Genomic DNA, 18,444 nt, shown 5'->3' on the forward strand with positions numbered 1-18,444 from the left:
TCATGCAGGCGATGTCCGCGCTGAGCCGACATCTATTTGCGAAGCATCCCTCGCTGAGAGAGTATCTGATCGACGATAGCGGGTGCAGCATTGCGGTGAGAGCCCCGGCGATTTTTTCCCGGAACAGTTGCAAAACTTGAAGCAAGCGGCGACGGTATCCGATCCATCTCTTTTCGCAGGGTTTTCATGCTTATCACCGCGATCGAAAGCTTCGTTGTCTCGCTTCCCTTCGACATGGGCGGCCCGCATCCATTGTTCGCGGGCCGGCCCTGGGACCATCTCGACATTCTCGTGGTGAAGGTCGAGACCGACGACAATCTGGTCGGTTGGGGCGAAGCCTTCGGGCACACCGCTATTCCCGCGACCAAGGCGGCCCTCGACACCATCATTGCGCCGCTGCTGATCGGACGTGACGCGGGCGACATCAACGCCCTCACCCGCGCCATTTTGCACGGCACTCATCTGCTCGGGCGCAACGGGCCGTTCGTCTACGCCTTCTCCGGTGTCGAGATCGCATTGTGGGATCTGCTCGGCAAGCGTGCCGGGCAACCGCTGTGGCGTCTCTTGGGTGGCGGCCGGACCGGGGACTTGCCGGCCTATGCCAGCCTCCTCCACTATGGCGATGAGGCCCTCGTCGCCAAGAATACAGCCGCGGCCTGCGCGCAGGGCTATCGGCATATCAAGCTGCACGAAACCACCCGCAACGCCGTGCGCGCGGCCCGGGATGCATCCGGCGCCGGCAGCGCGCGCATCATGCTCGATGTGAATTGCGCCTGGTCGCCGCCGGTGGCCCGCGAGATGGCCGCAGCCCTCCTTGAAGACGGACTGCTCTGGCTCGAGGAGCCGGTCTGGCCCCCCGAGGACGTTCACGGGCTGGCCAGCGTGCGCGATTGCGGCATCCCGATCGCCGCCGGGGAAAACGTCGCCGGCGTGTTCGGCTTCAAGTCACTGATCGAGGCTGGCGCCATCGACATCGCCCAGCCGAGCGTCACCAAGATCGGCGGCGTCGGCGAGATGGTCAGGGTGATTCATTTGTGTCAGGCGCATGGCATCGAGGTAATGCCGCACAGCCCCTATTTCGGACCCGGCTTCGTCGCCACGATTCATATCGCGGCGGCTTTGGTCGAGAAGCCGATGATCGAAGTTCTCTGGCTCGAGATGGAAGCCAATCCATTCGACCCCTGGGTCCGCGCTATTGAGGGGAAAGTGCGGATCCCGGATCGCCCGGGCCTTGGCTGCGATCCCGATCCCAATGTTCTCAAACGTTATACCAGGGGCGCGTCGACGCGTACCGAACGGAGGTCGAAGCCATGAAAGTCACCGCTGTTGAAACCCTTCCGGTACTGGTGCCCCTCGCCGGTCCGATCGGAAGCGCACTGGGCCAGATCCACAGTTTCGGCTGCATTCTTGTCTCGGTCAGGACCGATGCCGGCATCACCGGCGAGAACCTCATCTTCACGCTCAATGGCCGCCGCACCAAGGTGCTGCGCCAGATGGTCGATGAACTTGCCGACCTGGTGGTCGGACGCGACGCCGGCCATATCGCGGATTTCTGGGCGCGCGCATGGAAGGATATCAATTTCCTCGGCCACAAGGGCGTGCCGGTGGTCGGCATATCCGCGCTCGACGGCGCGCTCTGGGATGTGCTCGGCAAGGCCAGCGGCCTTCCGCTGTATCGATTGCTGGGTGGCGCAAAGACGGCTGTGCCGGCCTATCAGAGCGGCGGGCTGTGGCTGTCGTCATCGACCGGCGAACTCGTGGCCGAAGCCGAACGCTTCATCGCACAGGGTTTCAAGGCGATGAAGATGCGGCTCGGTTCGCCCGACCCGAACACCGACATCATGCGCGTGAAGGCGGTACGCGATGCGATCGGCCCCGATATCAAATTGATGGCTGACGCCAATCAGGGCCTGAACGAAGCGCAGGCGATCCGGCTTGGCCGCATGCTCGAGCCGTTCGCCCTGACATGGTTCGAGGAGCCTCTGCCGGCATGGGATCTCGAGGGTCTTGCGCGCGTATCCGCGGCGCTCGACACGCCCATCGCCAGCGGCGAGACCGAATACACCCGTTACGGCTTCCGCCGCATGCTGGAATTGCGCTCCGCCGATATCCTGATGCCGGATCTGCAGCGCGTCGGCGGCGTCAGCGAATTCATGCGCGTCGGCCACATGGCGGAAAGCCACGACGTGCCGGTATCCAGCCATCTATTTCCTGAGACCAGCATCCAGGTGCTCGGCGCGCTCACCAACGCCGTCTATCTTGAATACATGCCGTGGTTCTCCAAACTCTATCACGAAGAACTGGCGTTCAAGGACGGCAACGCCATGGTTCCGGAACGACCCGGCTGGGGCTTCACCTTCAATCACGACTACGTCCGGCATCTGAACCGATAATTCGCCGGATATTTTCCGCCCGCACTATGGACATTGCGTCCCGCTCAAGTTCACATTTGGCCGTTCAGACTATCAGCCGGTCATAAGCCGGAACGACAAGACGGACGCCCGCAGCAACGACGGGCGCCGGCAGGGGAAACAAACGGAGGCTTTCATGCGCATTTCTCGTCGTGACGTTTTGTCAGGCAGCGTGGGCGCACTTGGCGCCGCGACACTCCCATTCCCAAAACCCGCCATCGCCCAGTCGGAACCGATCAAGATCGGCTGCCTCGCCGCCATGACCGGGCCGAGCTCGGCGCCGACCATCGGTTTCAACCGCGGGGTCAACTTCGCTGCGGATGCCCTCAACGCCGCCGGCGGCGTCAAGGGCCGCAAGATCGAGATCGTTGTGCGCGACACCCAGGGCGACCCGACCAAGGCGGTGAACGCCACCCAGGAACTGATCAGCCAGGTCAAGGTCCACGCGATCTGGGGACCGCTCAATTCGGGCGAGGCGCTTGCCACCACGCCGATCATGGCGCGCGCCAGGATGCCGGACATCCATCCCTGTGTCGTCGAGAGCCTGATCGACACCACGAAATTCCCGAATGCGTTCCGGATGGCGCCCTCAAACAGTCAATGGGACGACGCCGTTCGCAATTATTGCCTCAATATCCTCAAGGCGAAGAAGGTTGCCGTGATCGGCGACACCACGGGGTATGGCGTGACCGCGGTCGGTGCGTCGGTGGCGGCGTTCAGGAAGGACGGCGCCGATGTGGTCTATCAGGCCAACATCGATTCAACCCAGCCCGACATGACCCCGGACATGCTGCGCGCCAAAAACGCCGGCGCCGAAGTTATCGTGGTCTGGAGTGTCTCAACCGGCATGGAAGCGCGAATGTTCAACACCCGCGCGGCGATGAACTGGGACGTTTCGTTCGTCGGACATCCGTCGATGTCATCAGGCGAACTCGCCGGCCTGGTCGAGAAGCCCGCCAACTGGAAAAAAGTCTACGCCATCGGCTACAAGAGCTGCAGTTACGATGCCGCCGGCAAGCTGCCGGCCAAGAGCGAGGATCTCGTTGCCCGTCTTCTCAAAGCCAACGTCGCGATCAACGATACTCTGCTATGGTGGGTCGCGGGCGGCATCGATGCGATCGAGCTGATTGCCAGGGCTGTCGCGGAGAGCGGATCCACCGACAGCGAGGCCATCATCAAATACTGGAATACGCTGTCGAAATATCCGGGCTATTTCGGCAACTACACCTTCACGCCGACCCAGCACAACGGCTATTTGACCGACGAGATCGTCATGTCGGAGGCCTCTACCGCCAGGAACGGGACCTTTGCGCTGGCGCCGGGGTACACGTAGCGGCGGCGGAGAGCACGACCGATGCTCGCCTCTATTCTCGCATCCGGCCTGGCGGCAGGCGCGATCTACGCGCTGGTCGGCGTCACCTACAACACCATGTTCTCGACCTCGCGGGTGATGAGCTTCACCGCCGGCCAGCTCGCGATGCTCGGCGGCGTGTTCGGCTCGATGTTCACGCTGAAACTCGGCCTGCCGATAGCGGCCGGATTGCTGCTGACGCTGCTTGGGTGTGCGATCATCGGAGTGATCACCGAATTCGTCGCGGTGCGGCCGGTTCTGAAAAACCTCGACCAGCATCTCTATGTGCTCTCCACGCTGGCGCTGGCGTTGATGATCCAGCAGGTGACGGCGATCAAATGGGGCACCGAGCCGCAGCCATTTCCGCGCCTGATCGGATGGGGCAGCGGCGTCTGGGATGAAAAGTTCTGGCTGCCGGTGGCAGCCTGCGCGCTCACCATTATCGGTCTCGAATATCTCTATCGGCGCACGCTGGTCGGCCGCGCGTTCCTGGCGATCGCGGAGGACAATTTCGCCGCGCGCGCGCTTGGCCTGCCCGAGCGCAACCTGCGCGTCGCCAGCTACGCGCTCGCCGGGATCATCGGCGGCGTTGCCGGATTTTCCGGCGGCGAGTTGCTGCTGGCGTTCTTCGCCAATGGCGCGCTGCTGAATTTCTACGGTTTTGTTCCGGTGGCACTCGGCGGCCTCGGCAATAACCGCGGCGCCGTGATCGGCGGCCTCGCGCTCGGCCTGTTCCAGCAGGCCGCCAATTTCCTGGTCGGCGGCATCTTCTCTTCGGTGGCGGTGTTCACGCTGTTCATCGTCGTTCTGTTGGCAGCGCCGCAAGGCCTGTTCGGCGCGGCCACCGCGCGGAGGGTGTGATGACCGCGCTCACCGCAACCCCCGAACGCCGCGAGACACCAGTCTTTCGCGCGCTGCTGCCGCAGCTGGCGCCGTTTCTCGGCATCCTTGCGATCGCGATGATTTTACCATTCGTCAGCAACGACTACTGGGCGCTGATCGGCACCCGGGCGGCCATTTATTGGGTGCTGGTCTCCGGTCTCAATCTTGTCGTCGGCTTCGCCGGGCATCTCGCCATCGGCTATGTCGCGCTGCTGACGCTCGGCGCCTACGTCACCAGCGTGCTCGTCGCCGGCAATGTCCTGCCGCCGGTGCCGGTATTCGCGGCATTGCCGGTCGCGGGCTGTGTCGGCGCCGTGTTCGGCGTGATCGTAGGTCTGCCGGCCTTGCGGTTGCGCACATTCTATTTCGCGATGTCGACGCTCGGCTTCGCCACCATCGTCACCCAGATTGCGCTGGCCTGGCAGAGCGTCACCGGTGGCGGCATCGGCATCGTCGGACCGGAATTTCCCGCGCCCTTCAACACCGCATGGGGCTATTACTATCTCTGCATCGGATTTGCCGCGGTCAGCACCTGGATCAGCGCTAACGTCGCGCACAGCCGGTTCGGCCGCGCCCTGATCGCAGTACGCGACGCCGAGGTCGCTGCCGAGGCCACCGGCATTTCCAAACCGCGGATGCTGATCTCGATCTTTCTGCTCGCGGGCGCACTGGCGGCGATCGCGGGCGGATTGTTCGCGAGCCTGCAGACCTACATCACGCCGGATGCCTTTACTTTCGACCTGTCGATCCTGTTCTTCATTGCGATCCTGATCGGCGGACGCGGCTCGATCCTGGGCCCGATGCTCGGGACCATCATCCTGACCATCCTGCCCGAGATAGCTGCGCCGCTGGCAGCGTGGTCGACCTTTCTCTACGCGGTGCTGCTGCTGGTGATCGTGCTGGCGATGCCCGGCGGCATCGCCGCATTGCTGGATTTTCGCAACCGCCGTCCGCTTGCCCGCAACCGCGCCATCGTGCCGCGTCCCACCGCACTCGACGCTGTCATGCGCACCGGCATCAGCGGCAGGACGCTAAGTCTGCGCGGTATCGCGCTGAGTTTCGGCAATGTGCGCGCCATCGATGGCCTCGATCTCGACGTCGAGCCCGGACAGATCCATGGCCTGATCGGCCCCAATGGCAGCGGCAAGACCACGACGCTGAACGTGATCTCGGGTTACTACGCCAGCAAGGCCGGAACGATGACATTGGGAGGCGACATCTTGCGGCCGGGCGCGCCGGCGCTACGCGCCACCCTCGGCATCGCCCGCACTTTCCAGACACCACGCGTGATTGGCGCGGCCTCGGTGCTGGAAAACGTCATGATCGGCGGCACCATTGAGGGGCAGGCGACGTTCGTGGAAGCGCTGCTGGCGCTGCCACGGCACCGGCGCGATGAGCGCCGGCTCGCTGCCAAGGCCCGCGCCCTGCTTGGCGTCGTCGGGCTTGAAATGCTGGCCGACGTTCGCGCCGACCGCCTGCAGCACAGCGAACTTCGTTTTATCGAGATTGCGCGGGCCTTGATGCTGGAGCCGGATTTCCTGCTGCTGGATGAGCCCGCCGCCGGTCTCTCCAGCGACGAAATCGAACGCCTGGCCGCGCTGATCAAGGCCATCAGCGGACGCGGCACCGGCGTGTTGCTGGTGGAGCATCATGCCGACCTGATTTTCGACATCTGCGATCAGGTCACCGTGCTCAATCTCGGCCGTACGCTGGCCGCTGGCACGCCCGCCGAAATTCGCGTCCACAAGGAGGTGGTCCGTGCTTACCTCGGCGGCTGAACCGCTGCTATCCGTCGCCGGGCTCCAGTCGGGGTACGGCAAGATCCGCGTCTTGCATGGGATCGATTTCGAGGTATCCCCGGGCGAAGTTGTGGCGCTGCTCGGTCCCAACGGCGCCGGCAAGACCACGATGCTGCGCGCGGTGTCGGGATTGCTGCCGGTCAATGCCGGACAGGTGCGCTTCGGCGGCCGCGACATCACGAACGCCTCGCCGCGCGAAGCCGCGCGCGCCGGTCTCGTGCATGTGATCGAAGGCCATCGGGTGTTCACCCAGATTTCCGTCACCGACAATCTCTTGCTGGCGGGCTACGACCTGGCGCGCCGCGAGCGTGCGGCGCGGGTCGAGGAAGCGTTGTCGTTTTTTCCGGAGATCGCCGAGAAGCGCCACCAGTTCGGCGGCGCGCTCTCGGGCGGCCAACAGCAGATGTTGACGGTGGCGCAGGGTCTGGTGCGCCGCCCGCGTCTGTTGATGCTCGATGAACCCTCGGCCGGCCTGTCGCCGGTGCTGGTCGATCGCGTCATCAGCGTCATCGACCAGTTGCGGGCGCGAGGCACCGCCATCGTGCTGGTCGAGCAATTACTGGGAAAGGCGCTCGCCGCCGCCGATCGCGTTTACGCGCTGGTGCAGGGGCATGTCGTGCTGCAGGCCTCGACCGCCGAAGCAAATCTGCCGCAACGGCTCGAACGCGCCTATTTCGGACATGAGGTATCTGCCCTGGCTCAACCAGCGCAACCATGAGCCGATGCGGCGGCCCTCATTGCCGGCCGGGAGACCACCCTGTCCTGGACAAGCTCGCGGAGGGAGGGGAACTGGGATCCAACCTTTCATTCTCGTGACCGTACGGGTACAGGGAACCAGCTTGGCACCACGCGTACGTCTGCGGTCCGGCACCGGATTGACGTCGTTGAACGCCTCAAAGTTGCTCGGCAGGCCGAATTTCGTCTAGCCTGTAACTTCAACCGTGACTGAACCGCGACCAGGACGCAGCAAACCGGATGACTTCGGGCGACCTCATACCCAGCGATCGGGACAGGCCGGAACAGGCCTCGCTTGAGGTCGAGTTCGCACTGGTCGTTGCCCGCATGATCGACTCGCTGAAGGATAACCCCGAAGATACGCGGCAGGCGATCTACGAACTGGCTCGTTATAAGCTGCAAGAACAGCTTCCAGACGTGACCGACAAGGAAAAAGAGCGAACGCGGCAGGCCTTGGAAACAGCCATCCGTGGCGTTGAAGCCTTCAAGGAGCAGAACGCTGACATTCCTGCCCCGGCACGCCGCCCGCAGCTCAGCGGTCCTCGGGACGCTTCGACCGCAGGTGACCGTTTTTATCCCGAGTTGATTGCTCCGGTCGGGCCAAGCTCGCATTCGAACACGCTATGGTCCCGTCTGCGGCGAACAGCCGTGATGATCGCGATTATCGTTGCCATATTGGTGGCTGTTCAGCAGCGGGAGCGCCTGCTGTCGTTGGCTCGTATTGCGCCGAAGCCCGAGAATACCACCATTGCAACCATTGCAGATCGGATCGCGCCCTTACAGGCGGGCAACATTCCTGCGTCGGCTCCGCTTCCAGCAAAACCTGCGCCGTTGCGGCCGACGGATTATGGCGTCTATGCCGTCAGCAACGGTGCGCTGATCGGACTAAACCCGTTGCCAGGCCGACCTCCTGACATTCGGGTCGCGGTCTCTGCCGCGATCACGACAGCCAGCCGCTCGATCCTTCCGAATGGACATCCGAGATTTATTGTCTTCCGCCATGACCTCGCATCGGGCATCGCAGACAGCGCCGAGGTTCGAATCGTCGCCAAGATCGCGCGCGAATTTTCGGCAGGCGTCATCAACAAGAAGCCGGAGGAAGACGCGTGGGTGATGCGAAATATCTCATTTCCCTTTCGATTGTCCCCCGTCAGTGACAATCCTGAAATGGTTGAGCTCCATGGCGATGATCCCGCCTTGGAATTAACCCCTGGTCGCTACGCGCTGGTGCTGAAGACCCAGGCATATGATTTCAGCGTTGAAGGCAAACCCGTCGATCCGAAGCAATGTATCGAACGGATAGTTTCGACAAACGGCACTTTCTATTCTGATTGCAAAGCGCCCTGATATTGATAAACGGACTTCTCTGCGGATGATTTCGCGGGCCTGAAGCGGCGCCCGGTAGCGGCACTGACGCCACCACATGTCGCCTGTCCCGTCCGCATAGCCAACGGCAGTCCCGACGAGCGTGCCGCTAACGTCCGGAACCCGCGCCGGGGCCATACCCGGCCCATCGCATCACTTCACACTCAGGAGAGATGTGAAACGCTTCACATTCGTCGGCAACCGTAGATGCTAATAGGCGCCGGGACTCTTTCATGAGGAGGCATCTCGATGCCCACGCCACTCAGCAACGATAAGCGCGGCGATCAGGACCGACTGGAATTCGTGATGATCTGGCTGTCCGTCATTACGACGGCTCTGGTGTTGGCGATCGCGGGCTTCGTCGGCATTGTGTTCTGACGTATTAACGCGCGGGATTCGGGTTGCGGTCTCTGCCGCAATCACGGCATCGGATCATTGTGGCCGTCATCGTGCGGTTTATTTCCTGCTCGGCGCATAGAAGGTGCCTTCGACCTCGCAGATATCGTCTCCATTCAGCCGATGAACCTCGATGATGGTGCGCGGCGGATAGGGACCGGCGCCCCACAGCTCTTCCTGGACCTTGTTCACGAACGGCCGGAAGCGATACATGTCCGTGACATAGACGACGAGGCGCACCGCATCCCGCAGCGTTGCGCCTTCGGATTCGGCGATCAGCTTCATATTGAGGAAAGCCTGACGGATACGCGCCTCGTCACCCTGGATCTGCAGGTTCGTTTTCGGATCGATACCGCGCATTCCAGCGATGAAGACGAAGTCGCCCGCGCGCGTACCGAGATTCCATGGGCCTGTCGGCTTGATCGCGCCGTCCGGCGCCAGCGTCTTGACCCCGGCAGAAGAGAGCGGAAGCGGCTCCGCCGCTACCGGATGAAGCCACAGCAACGCGACCATCAATAGTATTACCTTCTTCAACGCAGACCTCCTGTTTTATTCAAGCTGCGGCAGCCGTTCTTCCAGACGCATGCAAAAACGAAGCCGTGCGGGGCGGTTCTGGCGTGATCCAACGCGCTGCGGATACCCCCCCATCTAGACGCCCGACCGGCGCGATGCGAAACGGGAGTGGACCGATTACCCCGTCATTGTCCGCACATGACGCTTCTGCACCTTGATTGGCGAATGCGCCGCGGGCCTTATGACGGAACTTCAGCGACTCCTACCCATGTGGCACCAGCATGATGACCGCGAATGACACTTACACCGAGCCTACAACCGGCTATTGGCAGGACCTGACGCCGGAGGTCCCCACGCGTTTCCCGGCGACGCCGCCGTATCGCTTCGGCTATCCCGTGAGTCTGCCCTGCGGCCGCATCCTCGTTCTGCCGCTGCGCCGATTGCCCGATGGCAATCGCGCCGTCGCCTCCCTCATTGCCAACCAGGCCTCAAACATCGTGGTTGCTGTTCTGGCAGACCATATGGCCACACAGGCGCGCGCACTCGATGCCCAGATCATTGTCGGACTGCCGACCCTCGGCCTGGCCTTTGCCTCGCTGGTGGCCGAACGGCTCGGACAGTCGCGCTATGTCCCGCTCGGGTATTCGCGCAAATTCTGGTATGATGATGCACTGTCGGAGCCGGTCACCTCGATCACCAGCCCGCAGGCCGGCAAGCAATTGCGGCTGGACCCGAACCTGCTGCCCCTGATCGAAGGCCGACGGGTGGCGCTGGTCGATGATGCCATCTCAACCGGCGCGACCGCCGTCGCTGCTGTGCGTCTGTTGCAGAAGGTCGGCGCCGAAATTGCCGGCATGATCGTCGCCATGAAGCAAACCAATCGCTGGGAGGCGCCGGCCGCGGCGCTCTCCATGCCGCTTGCAGTCCGCGCGGTATATGGCTGCCCTCTATTCCAGCGCAGCGACGCCGGCTGGATACCCCTCACCGAGACGCAGCCCGCTATTCCCTGAACTTGGCGGTCACCAATTGTCGAGATCGGTGGCGGAGAGAGTGGGATTCGAACCCACGGTACGGTTTCCCGCACACACGCTTTCCAAGCGTGCGCCTTAAGCCACTCGGCCATCTCTCCGGATGCCCTCTCTTGAAGGGGCGGGAGGACTTTTGCAAGTGACCGCGGAAGCAACCGCGGTTATTTCCCCAACTGGTTGAATAATATCGCTAATTTGACATTTTCCCCGGCACCGGATTTTCCCGGCCAAAGCCCTTGAACCGAAAACCGGTTACCGGCGACGATGGATCGAGCGGCAAATCAAGCGCCGGGAGGGCGACATGACGAACGACCGGATGCTGAAGCTCGCCGTTCTCCTGGCAGCGGTCGCCATGGGTCACGCGGGACCCGCGATGGCGCAGGCCTGCAGCCATGAGGGTGCGGTCGTGAGCTGTGATGACGGACGGCGCGGCTTGCTGTCCGGCGACGCCATCATCTGGCCCGACGGCACGCGATCGAGCTCGTCGCCACATCCGAGCGTCATCATCGGCAACAAATCATCGGTGAAAGTGGGACCGGGCGTGTTCGTCGGCCAGGGCAAAGGCTCGGTGCCGCTGGATGATCCGAACGCGCCGAACAAGACGCGCTGCGCCATTCTCGATGGCGTGTCGTATTGTTATTAATGATAGCGCGCGCCGGCATTGACCGCGCGAAGCGGCCGCAAGGCCGGCGGTTCCAATACCGCCGCGACGGCGGCATCCGCATCGATCCGGGTCGCCTGCAAGGCGTCGACAAAACTCGCGAACCATTGCTGGATCGTATGGCTGCGGAGTTTTTCCATCATCGCCTCCCAGCGCATGCGCCGCTCTGACAGGGGCATGCTGAGTGCCGTCGCGATGGTCCGCGCCATGCCATCGATATCGTGAGGATTGACCAGCAGCGCCGTATCCAGCTCGTTCGCCGCGCCGGCGAATTTCGACAGCACCAGCACACCGGGATCGGCCGGATTTTGGGCCGCGACATATTCCTTGGCGACGAGGTTCATGCCGTCATGCAGCGGCGTCACGACGCCGACCTGGGCGGTGCGATAAAGTCCCGCCAGCACAGTCTGGCTAAAGCCCTTGTTGAGATAGCGGATCGGGGTCCAGTCCACTTCGCCATGGCGGCCGTTGACGTCGCTGACCAGCTTGGCAAGTTCGCTTTGCAGATTGCCATAGGCTTCGATCGCACCGCGCGAGGGGGTCGCGATCTGCAGCAGCGACACCGTGCGCGCCAGCGCCGGCTGCAAGGTCCACATCCGGTCGAAGGCGTTGATGCGGTTGACCAGCCCCTTGGAATAATCCAGCCGGTCGACGCCGATCGCCAGCTTCTCGCCGTTCAGGCTTCGCCGCAGTCGCGACACGTCGGGATGCGATACGGCCTTGGCAGCCTGCAGGGCGAATTTTTCAGCATCGATGCCGATCGGAAACACCGCGATGCGCGATTTGCCGTGACGCGAGGTGACGACGCCGTCTTCGTTCTCAAGCCCGAGGCAGCACGAAAGATATCCGAGGAAATTTTCGCAATCATCCTGGGTCTGGAATCCGATCAGATCATAGGCCAGCATGGCCTCGATCAGCTCGCGATGATGGGGAACGCCTTCGATGACGGCGCGCGCCGGCCATGGCGTGTGCAGGAAGAAGCCGACCGGCTGCGTCACGCCGAGATCGCGCAATTCCGCTCCCAGCGCCAGGAAATGATAATCCTGGATCCAGAATGCGGTATCCGGTTTTTTGAAGCGCAACAGCGCGCGCGCCATGAACGCGTTCACTTCGCGATAGGACAGATAATCGTCCTGCGAGGCGCGGATCAGATCGGCCCGCGAATGCAGCGCCGGCCACAATGCCGAATTGGCAAAACCTTCATAATAGCCGCCGTAATGCGCGGCCGGCAGGTCCAGCATCGCCAGCGCGCCCGCCCCGAGCGCCTCGATTTCGGCGAACGGTTCCTTCTGGGCGCCATCACGGACGCGACCGCTGGAGCCGACCCAAATCGCCCCGGATTTCTCCACGACTGGCAGCAATGCAGCCGCAAGCCCACCGGTCATGGGCTCGTTGGCATTGCCACGCGCGACGCGATTTGACACGACGACGAGGTTCACAGGGTCCCCTCCTGGTGTTTCTCTCGTGAGTTAACCGCCATTCATCAATATGGTTCCTGGTCACCCTTTCAACGAAATGAAACCAAATTCGGGCATCGTGCGATGGAACTCGACGTTTCCGCGGCAAACAGGTTGCCAAATCTCGATGGGCGTGGGCGAAACGCCTTCGATTTCGTCACGAACGAAAAACGATTGCATACAATCATCGTCTTGCCGCAGCTTCGTCATCAACAAGGCGCGCGAGCCAGGCCCGCACGTCGCGCGGTTCATCGAAATGCCCGGCAACGCCTTGCGCACGCCGGCCCACGGAAAATGCGAGGCCGCCGAAATCAGGCATGATAGCGAACACCGATTCATCGGTGACGTCGTCGCCGAGGAAAATCGGACGGCGCCCTCGAAAGGGCTCGTGAGTCATCAATTCGCGAACACCGGTTGCCTTGGTAAAGCCGGAATGTTTGATTTCGCAGACGCATTTCCCGGGCAGCACTTCGATCGGCGCATTGGGCAGATCGGCCCGGATCAGGGACACCGCCTCGTAGATCGCCTTCTCGGCATGCGGCGCCAGCCGGTAGTGAAGCGCCAGCGAATAGCCCTTGTCTTCGAGCAGAATGCCCGGACTGAGCTTGGCGATGGCGGCGAGACGACGCTTCAGTTCCTTGTCCATCGGCGGAGCATGTACGGCAACGGCTTCGCTATCCGCCGAAATCCGCATTTCCGCACCGTGGCCGCCAACGGCCGGAAATTGCTCGGGGGCAAAGATCAAATCGATGTCGTTCAGCGAACGTCCGCTGACGAGGGCCAACGCACCCGAGGTCTTTTCGCGCAACTGGCCGAGGGTCTTTGCCAAACCTGGCGGCACCCACACTTCGCGCGGCGTCGGCGCGAGATCCAGCAGGGTGCCGTCGATATCCAGCAGCACCGCGCATTCGCCCAGGCGTCGCGCCAGATCGCTCACAGCCAGTTTCGGTGATGCAATCTGCGGCAATGGCGCGTTTTCTTCTACGTCTTCCTGCATAAGCGTCCCGGCCAGATCTTCATCACCAACGTCCTCAATCATGTCATTCTACTCCACAAAAGCCAGCGGCCGCGTGACCGATTCCAGCGTCCGGCGCTCGGCCGCGATGGCGTAACGCCATGCGACCGCGGCAGCCGCGATCATCAATCCAGCGCCCAGCAAATAACCGGCAAAGACGCTGTCGCGTGACCCGGTATCGATCAACGCACCAAACAAGGCCGGGCCGGCGACGCCGCCAATGCCGGTTCCTACCGCATAGAACAGCGCAATCGCGAGCGCGCGCACCTCCAGCGGAAAGGTCTCGCTGACAGTGAGATACGCCGCGCTCGCGGCCGGCGACGCAAAAAAGAAGATCACCATCCAGGCCATGGTCTGGGTCTGGGCGCTCAATACGCCGATCGAGAACAGATAACCGGACAACGCGAGTAGAACGCCCGAGATGCCGTAAGTCAGCGTAATCATCGCCCGCCGCCCCAGCGTGTCGAACAACCGGCCGAGCAACAGGGGCCCAAGGAAATTGCCCGCGGCGAAAGGCAGGATGTACCATCCGATCTGGTCCGCAGCGATTCCGTAGAAATCGGTCAATACCAGCGCAAAGGTGAAGAAGATCGCGTTGTAGAAGAACGCTTGCGCGATCATCAGCGCCAATCCGACCAGCGAGCGCTGGCGATAGGCGACAAACAACGTGTGTGCGACCTGGCGCAGCGGCGTGTGATCGCGCATTCTCAGTTTTATCTTCGGCCATGCGTGGTGACGCGAGCCTTGTTGATCCAGCTCCTGTACGTGTCCCGTGACCGATCGTTCTATGTCGCCCACAATCGCATTGGCGCGATCGGGTTGACCGTGAATCACCAGCCATCGCGGGCTTTCCGGAATCCACATCCGCATCACAAATACGACAAGGCCGAGCCCGGCACCGGTGAAATAGGCGAGCCGCCAGCCGAGGTCCGGACCGGTCAAATGCGGATCGAGCAGAATGATCGCGCTGATCGCACCCAGCGCCGCGCCGATCCAGAAACTGCCGTTGATCACCAGATCAGTCCAGCCGCGATAGCGCGCCGGCACCAGTTCCTGAATCGTCGAATTGATCGCGGTGTATTCGCCGCCGATGCCGGCACCGGTCAGGAACCGGAACAGCGCGTAGCTCGCGACGCTCCAGGACAGCGCCGTCGCCGCGGTGGCCGCCAGATAGAGCGCCAGCGTGATGAAGAACAATTTCTTGCGTCCGATCCGGTCGGTGAGCCAGCCGAACCCGAGTGCGCCGATCACGGCGCCCGCGAGGTAAGCGCTGTTGGAAAATCCGACGTCGAAGTTGGTGAACTGCAGCGTGGGGCTTTGCTTCAACGCTCCGGACAATGCGCCCGCCAGCGTGACTTCCAGCCCGTCCAGAATCCAGGTAATGCCGAGCGCAAGCACGACCCGGGTATGGAAACCGCTCCAGCGCAAGGCGTCGAGACGAAACGGAATACTGGTCTCAATGACGCGATCATCGCTGCAATTATCGCTACATTGACGTTCCCCCGGCGCGGACCTCGCGGCCGCAACCGTCGAATCGCGTTGCAATCGCTGCAAATCCATCGGATTGAACCCAAGAGGAACTGCCCCGGGGGTGTGACCTTCCGAGGTTCTCAGCAGCATCTGCCTCAGCTACCGGTATCAACGCGTTCGGGACGCCGGAGTTCCCGCAGTGCGGCAGCCGAGCGATCGGGTTCGCTTACCGCTGATCGCTGCCTGGCCGGGGCGAGGCGTGAGCAAGCTGCGCATTCTCCGGCTGCAAGGATGTCGGCACCAGCACCGGCGGCAATGATGGAATGAGCCGCGTGCGTTCGCGGTGTGCCGGGATCGCACGATAGACCTGCTTGGTGGCTTCCACGATGTGAACCCCGGCGAAGGGCAACGACAATGCAGCGCCGACGCGCTCCCATGCCATCGCGGAGCGCAGGAACCAGCCGCCCCGGACCGGCGGCACGAACAGCGCCTCGCCCCAGGCTGTCGGCGTGAACCAGGTCTGCCGCAGCAATTGCGTGATCTGCGAACGCGAATACGGCCGGCCGTGACCGAACGGCGTGGCGTCGGAACGGGTCCAGACCCCGCGCCGGTTCGGAATGACCGCCATCACGCGGCCTGACGGCGCCAGCACCCGCCATACTTCGCGCAGCAACCCTTCGGGGTCGTCGGACATTTCCAGCGCATGAACCAGCAGGATGCGGTCGACGGCGGCATCCGGCAGCGGCAGCGAAAATTCGTCGACCAGTGTCGCCAGGGTAGGCCGCGCCGTCGGCCATTTCAGCACGCCTTGCGCCGCCGGCATGAAGGCGATGCAGCGCTCTGAATCCTCGCGAAACAGGCCGAGATAGGGGGTCGGATAGCCGAGGCCGAGCACCCGCTGACCCCCGGCATCCGGCCAGCGCGCGTGAATGCCGCGATTGATCAGCCGCCGCGCCACGATGCCGAGGCGCTGCGAATAGAAATCACGGAGATCAATGACATCGATCGTCATGCGCTTAATCTAGCACGAAGCCCCATCGAAATGCGTGCCCAATATCGCATTGCTTATTCGGCGTTAACGCCATATTTCATGCCCTTATGGGGCTTGCTCGCGTTGCTGCCTAAACTCGATCATGGAGATAACATGACTGCCGAAATTCGCCTGTTCCCCTGCCTCGCCGACAATTTCGGTTACCTGATCCACGACCCCGCGACCAAGGCGACTGCTTCCATCGACGCGCCGGAAGCCGGCCCCATCGTCAAGGCGCTGGAGCGCGAGGGCTGGACGCTGACCGACATTCTGATCACCCATCATCATGGCGACCATGTCGGCGGCGTCGCCGAATTGAAGCAGAAATACCAATGCCGCGTGGTCGCGCCCCACGACAAATCCGCCAAGATCGCCAATGTCGACCTGCGCGCCGGCCAGGGCGATGTCATCAAGGTGGGAAGTCTGCTGGCGCGGGTACTGGAAACCCCGGGCCACACCCTCGACCACATCAGCTATGTCTTCGACAGCGAAAAAGCGCTGTTCGCCGCCGACACGCTGTTCTCGATCGGATGCGGACGGGTGTTCGAGGGCACCTATCCGATGATGTGGGACTCGCTGCTCAAGCTGCGCGCGCTGCCCGACGATTTCAAACTCTATTGCGGTCACGAATATACCGCCGCCAACATCAAATTCGCGCTGACGGTCGAGCCTGACAATGCGGCCTTGAAGGCCCGCGCCGAGGACGTAAAGCGCTTGCGCAGCGACAACAAGCCGACGATCCCGACCCTGCTGGGCGAAGAGAAGAAGGCCAACGTGTTCCTGCGCGCCGACGAGCCATCGGTCGCGGCCAGCGTGCGGATGAAGGGCCACAGCGCCGCCGATGTGTTCGGCGAGTTGCGCGAACGCAAGAACAAATCCTGAGGGACAAATCCTGATGGGAAAATCCCGATGATCGAGGTGCCGACCGCCGCCGACATCATTGCACGGCTCGAGTTGAAGCCGCACCCCGAGGGTGGGCACTATCGCGAGACGTTTCGCGACGCGTGCACGGACGCCAACGGGCGCGCGCGCTCGACCGCGATCTATTTCCTGCTGGCGCGCGGCGAGCGCTCGCACTGGCATCGCATCGACGCGGTGGAGATCTGGCACTATTACGCCGGCAGCGCGCTGGTGTTGCAGATCGCCGAAGATGGAGACCATCGCCGCGTCAGGCTCGGTCCCGATCTCGCGGCCGGCGAAGTGCCGCAAGCCATCGTGCCGCCGCAGGCGTGGCAGGCGGCCGAAAGCACCGGCGACTGGACCTTGGTCGGATGCACGGTCGCGCCGGGATTCGATTTTGCAGCATTCGAGATGGCGCCGAAGGGGTGGGAACCGACGTCCTCGTCCTGAGAAGTGCTTCGTAGGGTGGACAAAGCGAAGCGTGCCCACCATTTCACGAGCGCAGACAAGAGCCATGGTGGGCACGGCGCAAGCGCGCCTTTGCCCACCCTACATTTCGTCAGCGCTTCCAAACCATATCCCTCGCCGCGATCAGCCCGCCGCCGGCGATCAGGACCGCGGCGATGGCGATGTTCGCGCTCGGCTTCGCAAAGCCGGCCAGAATCAGAAACAGGGTCGAGAGCAGCGGCGTCGCATAGGACGCGGCACCCAGCACGCGGATGTCGCCGCGCTTCATTCCGATATCCCAGGCATAGAATGCAGCACCGACCGGCCCGATGCCGAGCGCGATAACCGCCAGCCATTGGCCCGCAGTATCAGGCCAGACCGTCACCTCGACCAGCCCGTGCACCGCGGCGGCGAGCAGTGCCGTCACCAGGCAAAAGCCGGCCACTGCGTCTGTCGGCACCGACTTGAGCCGGCGCGACATCACCGAATAGGCCGCCCACACAAAGGCCGCCACGAAGGCCGCGATCAAGCCGGGCACCTGGCCGGGCGCAAAGCCGCCTCCGCTGCTGGCGGCAAATAACAGCACCGTGCCAGCCAATCCAAGCAGCGCACCGATGACGTGATGCGGCGCCAGCCGCTCGCCGGGCAGCAGCGACGAAAACAGCACGATCAATAGCGGCCAGAGATAGTTCAACAGCCCGGCTTCGGCCGGCGGCGCGAACCGCAGCGCCAGGAAATACAGCGCGTGATACCCGAACAGCCCGCCAACCCCGACGGCCCATGCCAGCGGCGGTTGCCACAGCGCGGCGATCGCCTCCGGCCGCCCGATCCAGGTCAGCGATCCCACCAGCGCGCCGATCGCGAACGTCATCGCCGCCAGTTGAAAGGCGGGGATCGTTCCCGTCGCCACCGTCAGCGCCGCCAGCAACGACCACATCAGGATCGCAGTCAGTCCGATCAAGGTCGCGGTGCGGGAGGTCATGA

Annotated in this window: 18 protein-coding genes and 1 tRNA gene; 12 read left to right on the plus strand and 7 right to left on the minus strand. The window is 62.9% G+C overall.

The features are described 5' to 3' along the window. Nucleotides 1–186: 186 nt before the first annotated feature. From ABR948_RS00250 to ABR948_RS00285, 8 genes are all read left to right on the plus strand, one after another. Nucleotides 187–1,314 carry a mandelate racemase/muconate lactonizing enzyme family protein gene (locus ABR948_RS00250; RefSeq protein ID WP_428113068.1) on the plus strand — a complete coding sequence of 376 codons (1,128 nt, stop codon included), beginning with the start codon at nucleotides 187–189 and terminating at the stop codon, nucleotides 1,312–1,314. After that, a complete protein-coding gene (locus ABR948_RS00255; RefSeq protein ID WP_428113070.1) occupies nucleotides 1,311–2,393 on the plus strand; it encodes a mandelate racemase/muconate lactonizing enzyme family protein in 1,083 nt (360 codons plus the stop codon). Before ABR948_RS00250 ends, ABR948_RS00255 begins: the two co-directional genes overlap by 4 nt. A gap of 154 nt (nucleotides 2,394–2,547) precedes the next feature. Continuing rightward, nucleotides 2,548–3,744: an ABC transporter substrate-binding protein gene (locus ABR948_RS00260; RefSeq protein ID WP_428113072.1), complete on the plus strand. Its 1,197-nt coding sequence runs from the start codon at nucleotides 2,548–2,550 to the stop codon at nucleotides 3,742–3,744. Between the two features lie 21 nt (nucleotides 3,745–3,765). Further along, nucleotides 3,766–4,623, plus strand: coding sequence for a branched-chain amino acid ABC transporter permease (locus tag ABR948_RS00265; protein WP_428113075.1), 858 nt, complete (start codon nucleotides 3,766–3,768; stop codon nucleotides 4,621–4,623). Then, nucleotides 4,623–6,422 (plus strand): branched-chain amino acid ABC transporter ATP-binding protein/permease, encoded by a 1,800-nt coding sequence (locus tag ABR948_RS00270; protein WP_428113076.1) that lies wholly within the window; start codon nucleotides 4,623–4,625, stop codon nucleotides 6,420–6,422. The genes ABR948_RS00265 and ABR948_RS00270 overlap by 1 nt, the downstream gene beginning before the upstream one ends. Continuing rightward, a complete protein-coding gene (locus ABR948_RS00275; RefSeq protein ID WP_428113077.1) occupies nucleotides 6,403–7,161 on the plus strand; it encodes an ABC transporter ATP-binding protein in 759 nt (252 codons plus the stop codon). Before ABR948_RS00270 ends, ABR948_RS00275 begins: the two co-directional genes overlap by 20 nt. A 257-nt stretch (nucleotides 7,162–7,418) precedes the next feature. Further along, nucleotides 7,419–8,525 (plus strand): hypothetical protein, encoded by a 1,107-nt coding sequence (locus tag ABR948_RS00280; protein ID WP_428113080.1) that lies wholly within the window; start codon nucleotides 7,419–7,421, stop codon nucleotides 8,523–8,525. Nucleotides 8,526–8,792: 267 nt separating this feature from the next. Further along, nucleotides 8,793–8,921 carry a hypothetical protein gene (locus ABR948_RS00285; protein ID WP_428113081.1) on the plus strand — a complete coding sequence of 43 codons (129 nt, stop codon included), beginning with the start codon at nucleotides 8,793–8,795 and terminating at the stop codon, nucleotides 8,919–8,921. A 78-nt stretch (nucleotides 8,922–8,999) separates the two neighbouring features. On the opposite strand, the gene ABR948_RS00290 is transcribed toward ABR948_RS00285, so the two are convergent. Next, a complete protein-coding gene (locus ABR948_RS00290; protein WP_428113083.1) occupies nucleotides 9,000–9,473 on the minus strand; it encodes a RidA family protein in 474 nt (157 codons plus the stop codon). A 260-nt stretch (nucleotides 9,474–9,733) separates the two neighbouring features. Here ABR948_RS00290 and ABR948_RS00295 point away from each other — a divergent pair, with 260 nt between their 5' ends. Continuing rightward, complete coding sequence (locus ABR948_RS00295; RefSeq protein ID WP_428113086.1) at nucleotides 9,734–10,462, plus strand: phosphoribosyltransferase; 729 nt, start codon at nucleotides 9,734–9,736, stop codon at nucleotides 10,460–10,462. A 29-nt stretch (nucleotides 10,463–10,491) separates the two neighbouring features. Here the strand turns inward: ABR948_RS00295 and ABR948_RS00300 are convergent. Next, nucleotides 10,492–10,581: transfer RNA gene (locus ABR948_RS00300), tRNA-Ser, on the minus strand. 215 nt (nucleotides 10,582–10,796) lie between these two features. On the opposite strand from ABR948_RS00300, the gene ABR948_RS00305 reads away from it, so the two are divergent. Next, nucleotides 10,797–11,123: a hypothetical protein gene (locus ABR948_RS00305; protein WP_428113142.1), complete on the plus strand. Its 327-nt coding sequence runs from the start codon at nucleotides 10,797–10,799 to the stop codon at nucleotides 11,121–11,123. Here ABR948_RS00305 and ABR948_RS00310 read toward each other — a convergent pair. From ABR948_RS00310 to ABR948_RS00325, 4 genes are all read right to left on the minus strand, one after another. Continuing rightward, the gene (locus tag ABR948_RS00310) at nucleotides 11,120–12,580 is read right to left on the minus strand and encodes a trehalose-6-phosphate synthase (protein ID WP_428113088.1); all 1,461 of its coding nucleotides are present in this window, start codon (nucleotides 12,578–12,580) and stop codon (nucleotides 11,120–11,122) included. The two genes, ABR948_RS00305 and ABR948_RS00310, sit on opposite strands and share 4 nt — an antisense overlap. A 202-nt stretch (nucleotides 12,581–12,782) precedes the next feature. Continuing rightward, nucleotides 12,783–13,637: a trehalose-phosphatase gene (gene otsB / locus ABR948_RS00315; protein ID WP_428113089.1), complete on the minus strand. Its 855-nt coding sequence runs from the start codon at nucleotides 13,635–13,637 to the stop codon at nucleotides 12,783–12,785. A gap of 6 nt (nucleotides 13,638–13,643) precedes the next feature. Further along, entirely contained in the window at nucleotides 13,644–15,074 is a 1,431-nt protein-coding gene (locus ABR948_RS00320; RefSeq protein WP_428113144.1) for an MFS transporter, read from the minus strand. A 235-nt stretch (nucleotides 15,075–15,309) separates the two neighbouring features. Then, nucleotides 15,310–16,095, minus strand: coding sequence for a class I SAM-dependent methyltransferase (locus ABR948_RS00325; protein WP_428113090.1), 786 nt, complete (start codon nucleotides 16,093–16,095; stop codon nucleotides 15,310–15,312). A gap of 132 nt (nucleotides 16,096–16,227) precedes the next feature. Here ABR948_RS00325 and gloB point away from each other — a divergent pair, with 132 nt between their 5' ends. Continuing rightward, complete coding sequence (gene gloB, locus ABR948_RS00330; RefSeq protein ID WP_428113093.1) at nucleotides 16,228–16,995, plus strand: hydroxyacylglutathione hydrolase; 768 nt, start codon at nucleotides 16,228–16,230, stop codon at nucleotides 16,993–16,995. Nucleotides 16,996–17,031: 36 nt separating this feature from the next. Beyond that, nucleotides 17,032–17,463 carry a cupin domain-containing protein gene (locus ABR948_RS00335; RefSeq protein ID WP_428113146.1) on the plus strand — a complete coding sequence of 144 codons (432 nt, stop codon included), beginning with the start codon at nucleotides 17,032–17,034 and terminating at the stop codon, nucleotides 17,461–17,463. 109 nt (nucleotides 17,464–17,572) lie between these two features. Here the strand turns inward: ABR948_RS00335 and yddG are convergent, their stop codons facing one another. After that, complete coding sequence (gene yddG, locus ABR948_RS00340) at nucleotides 17,573–18,442, minus strand: aromatic amino acid exporter YddG (protein WP_428113095.1); 870 nt, start codon at nucleotides 18,440–18,442, stop codon at nucleotides 17,573–17,575. Nucleotides 18,443–18,444: the final 2 nt, after the last annotated feature.

Source organism: Bradyrhizobium sp. (assembly GCF_050014615.1).
Taxonomy (GTDB): domain Bacteria; phylum Pseudomonadota; class Alphaproteobacteria; order Rhizobiales; family Xanthobacteraceae; genus Bradyrhizobium.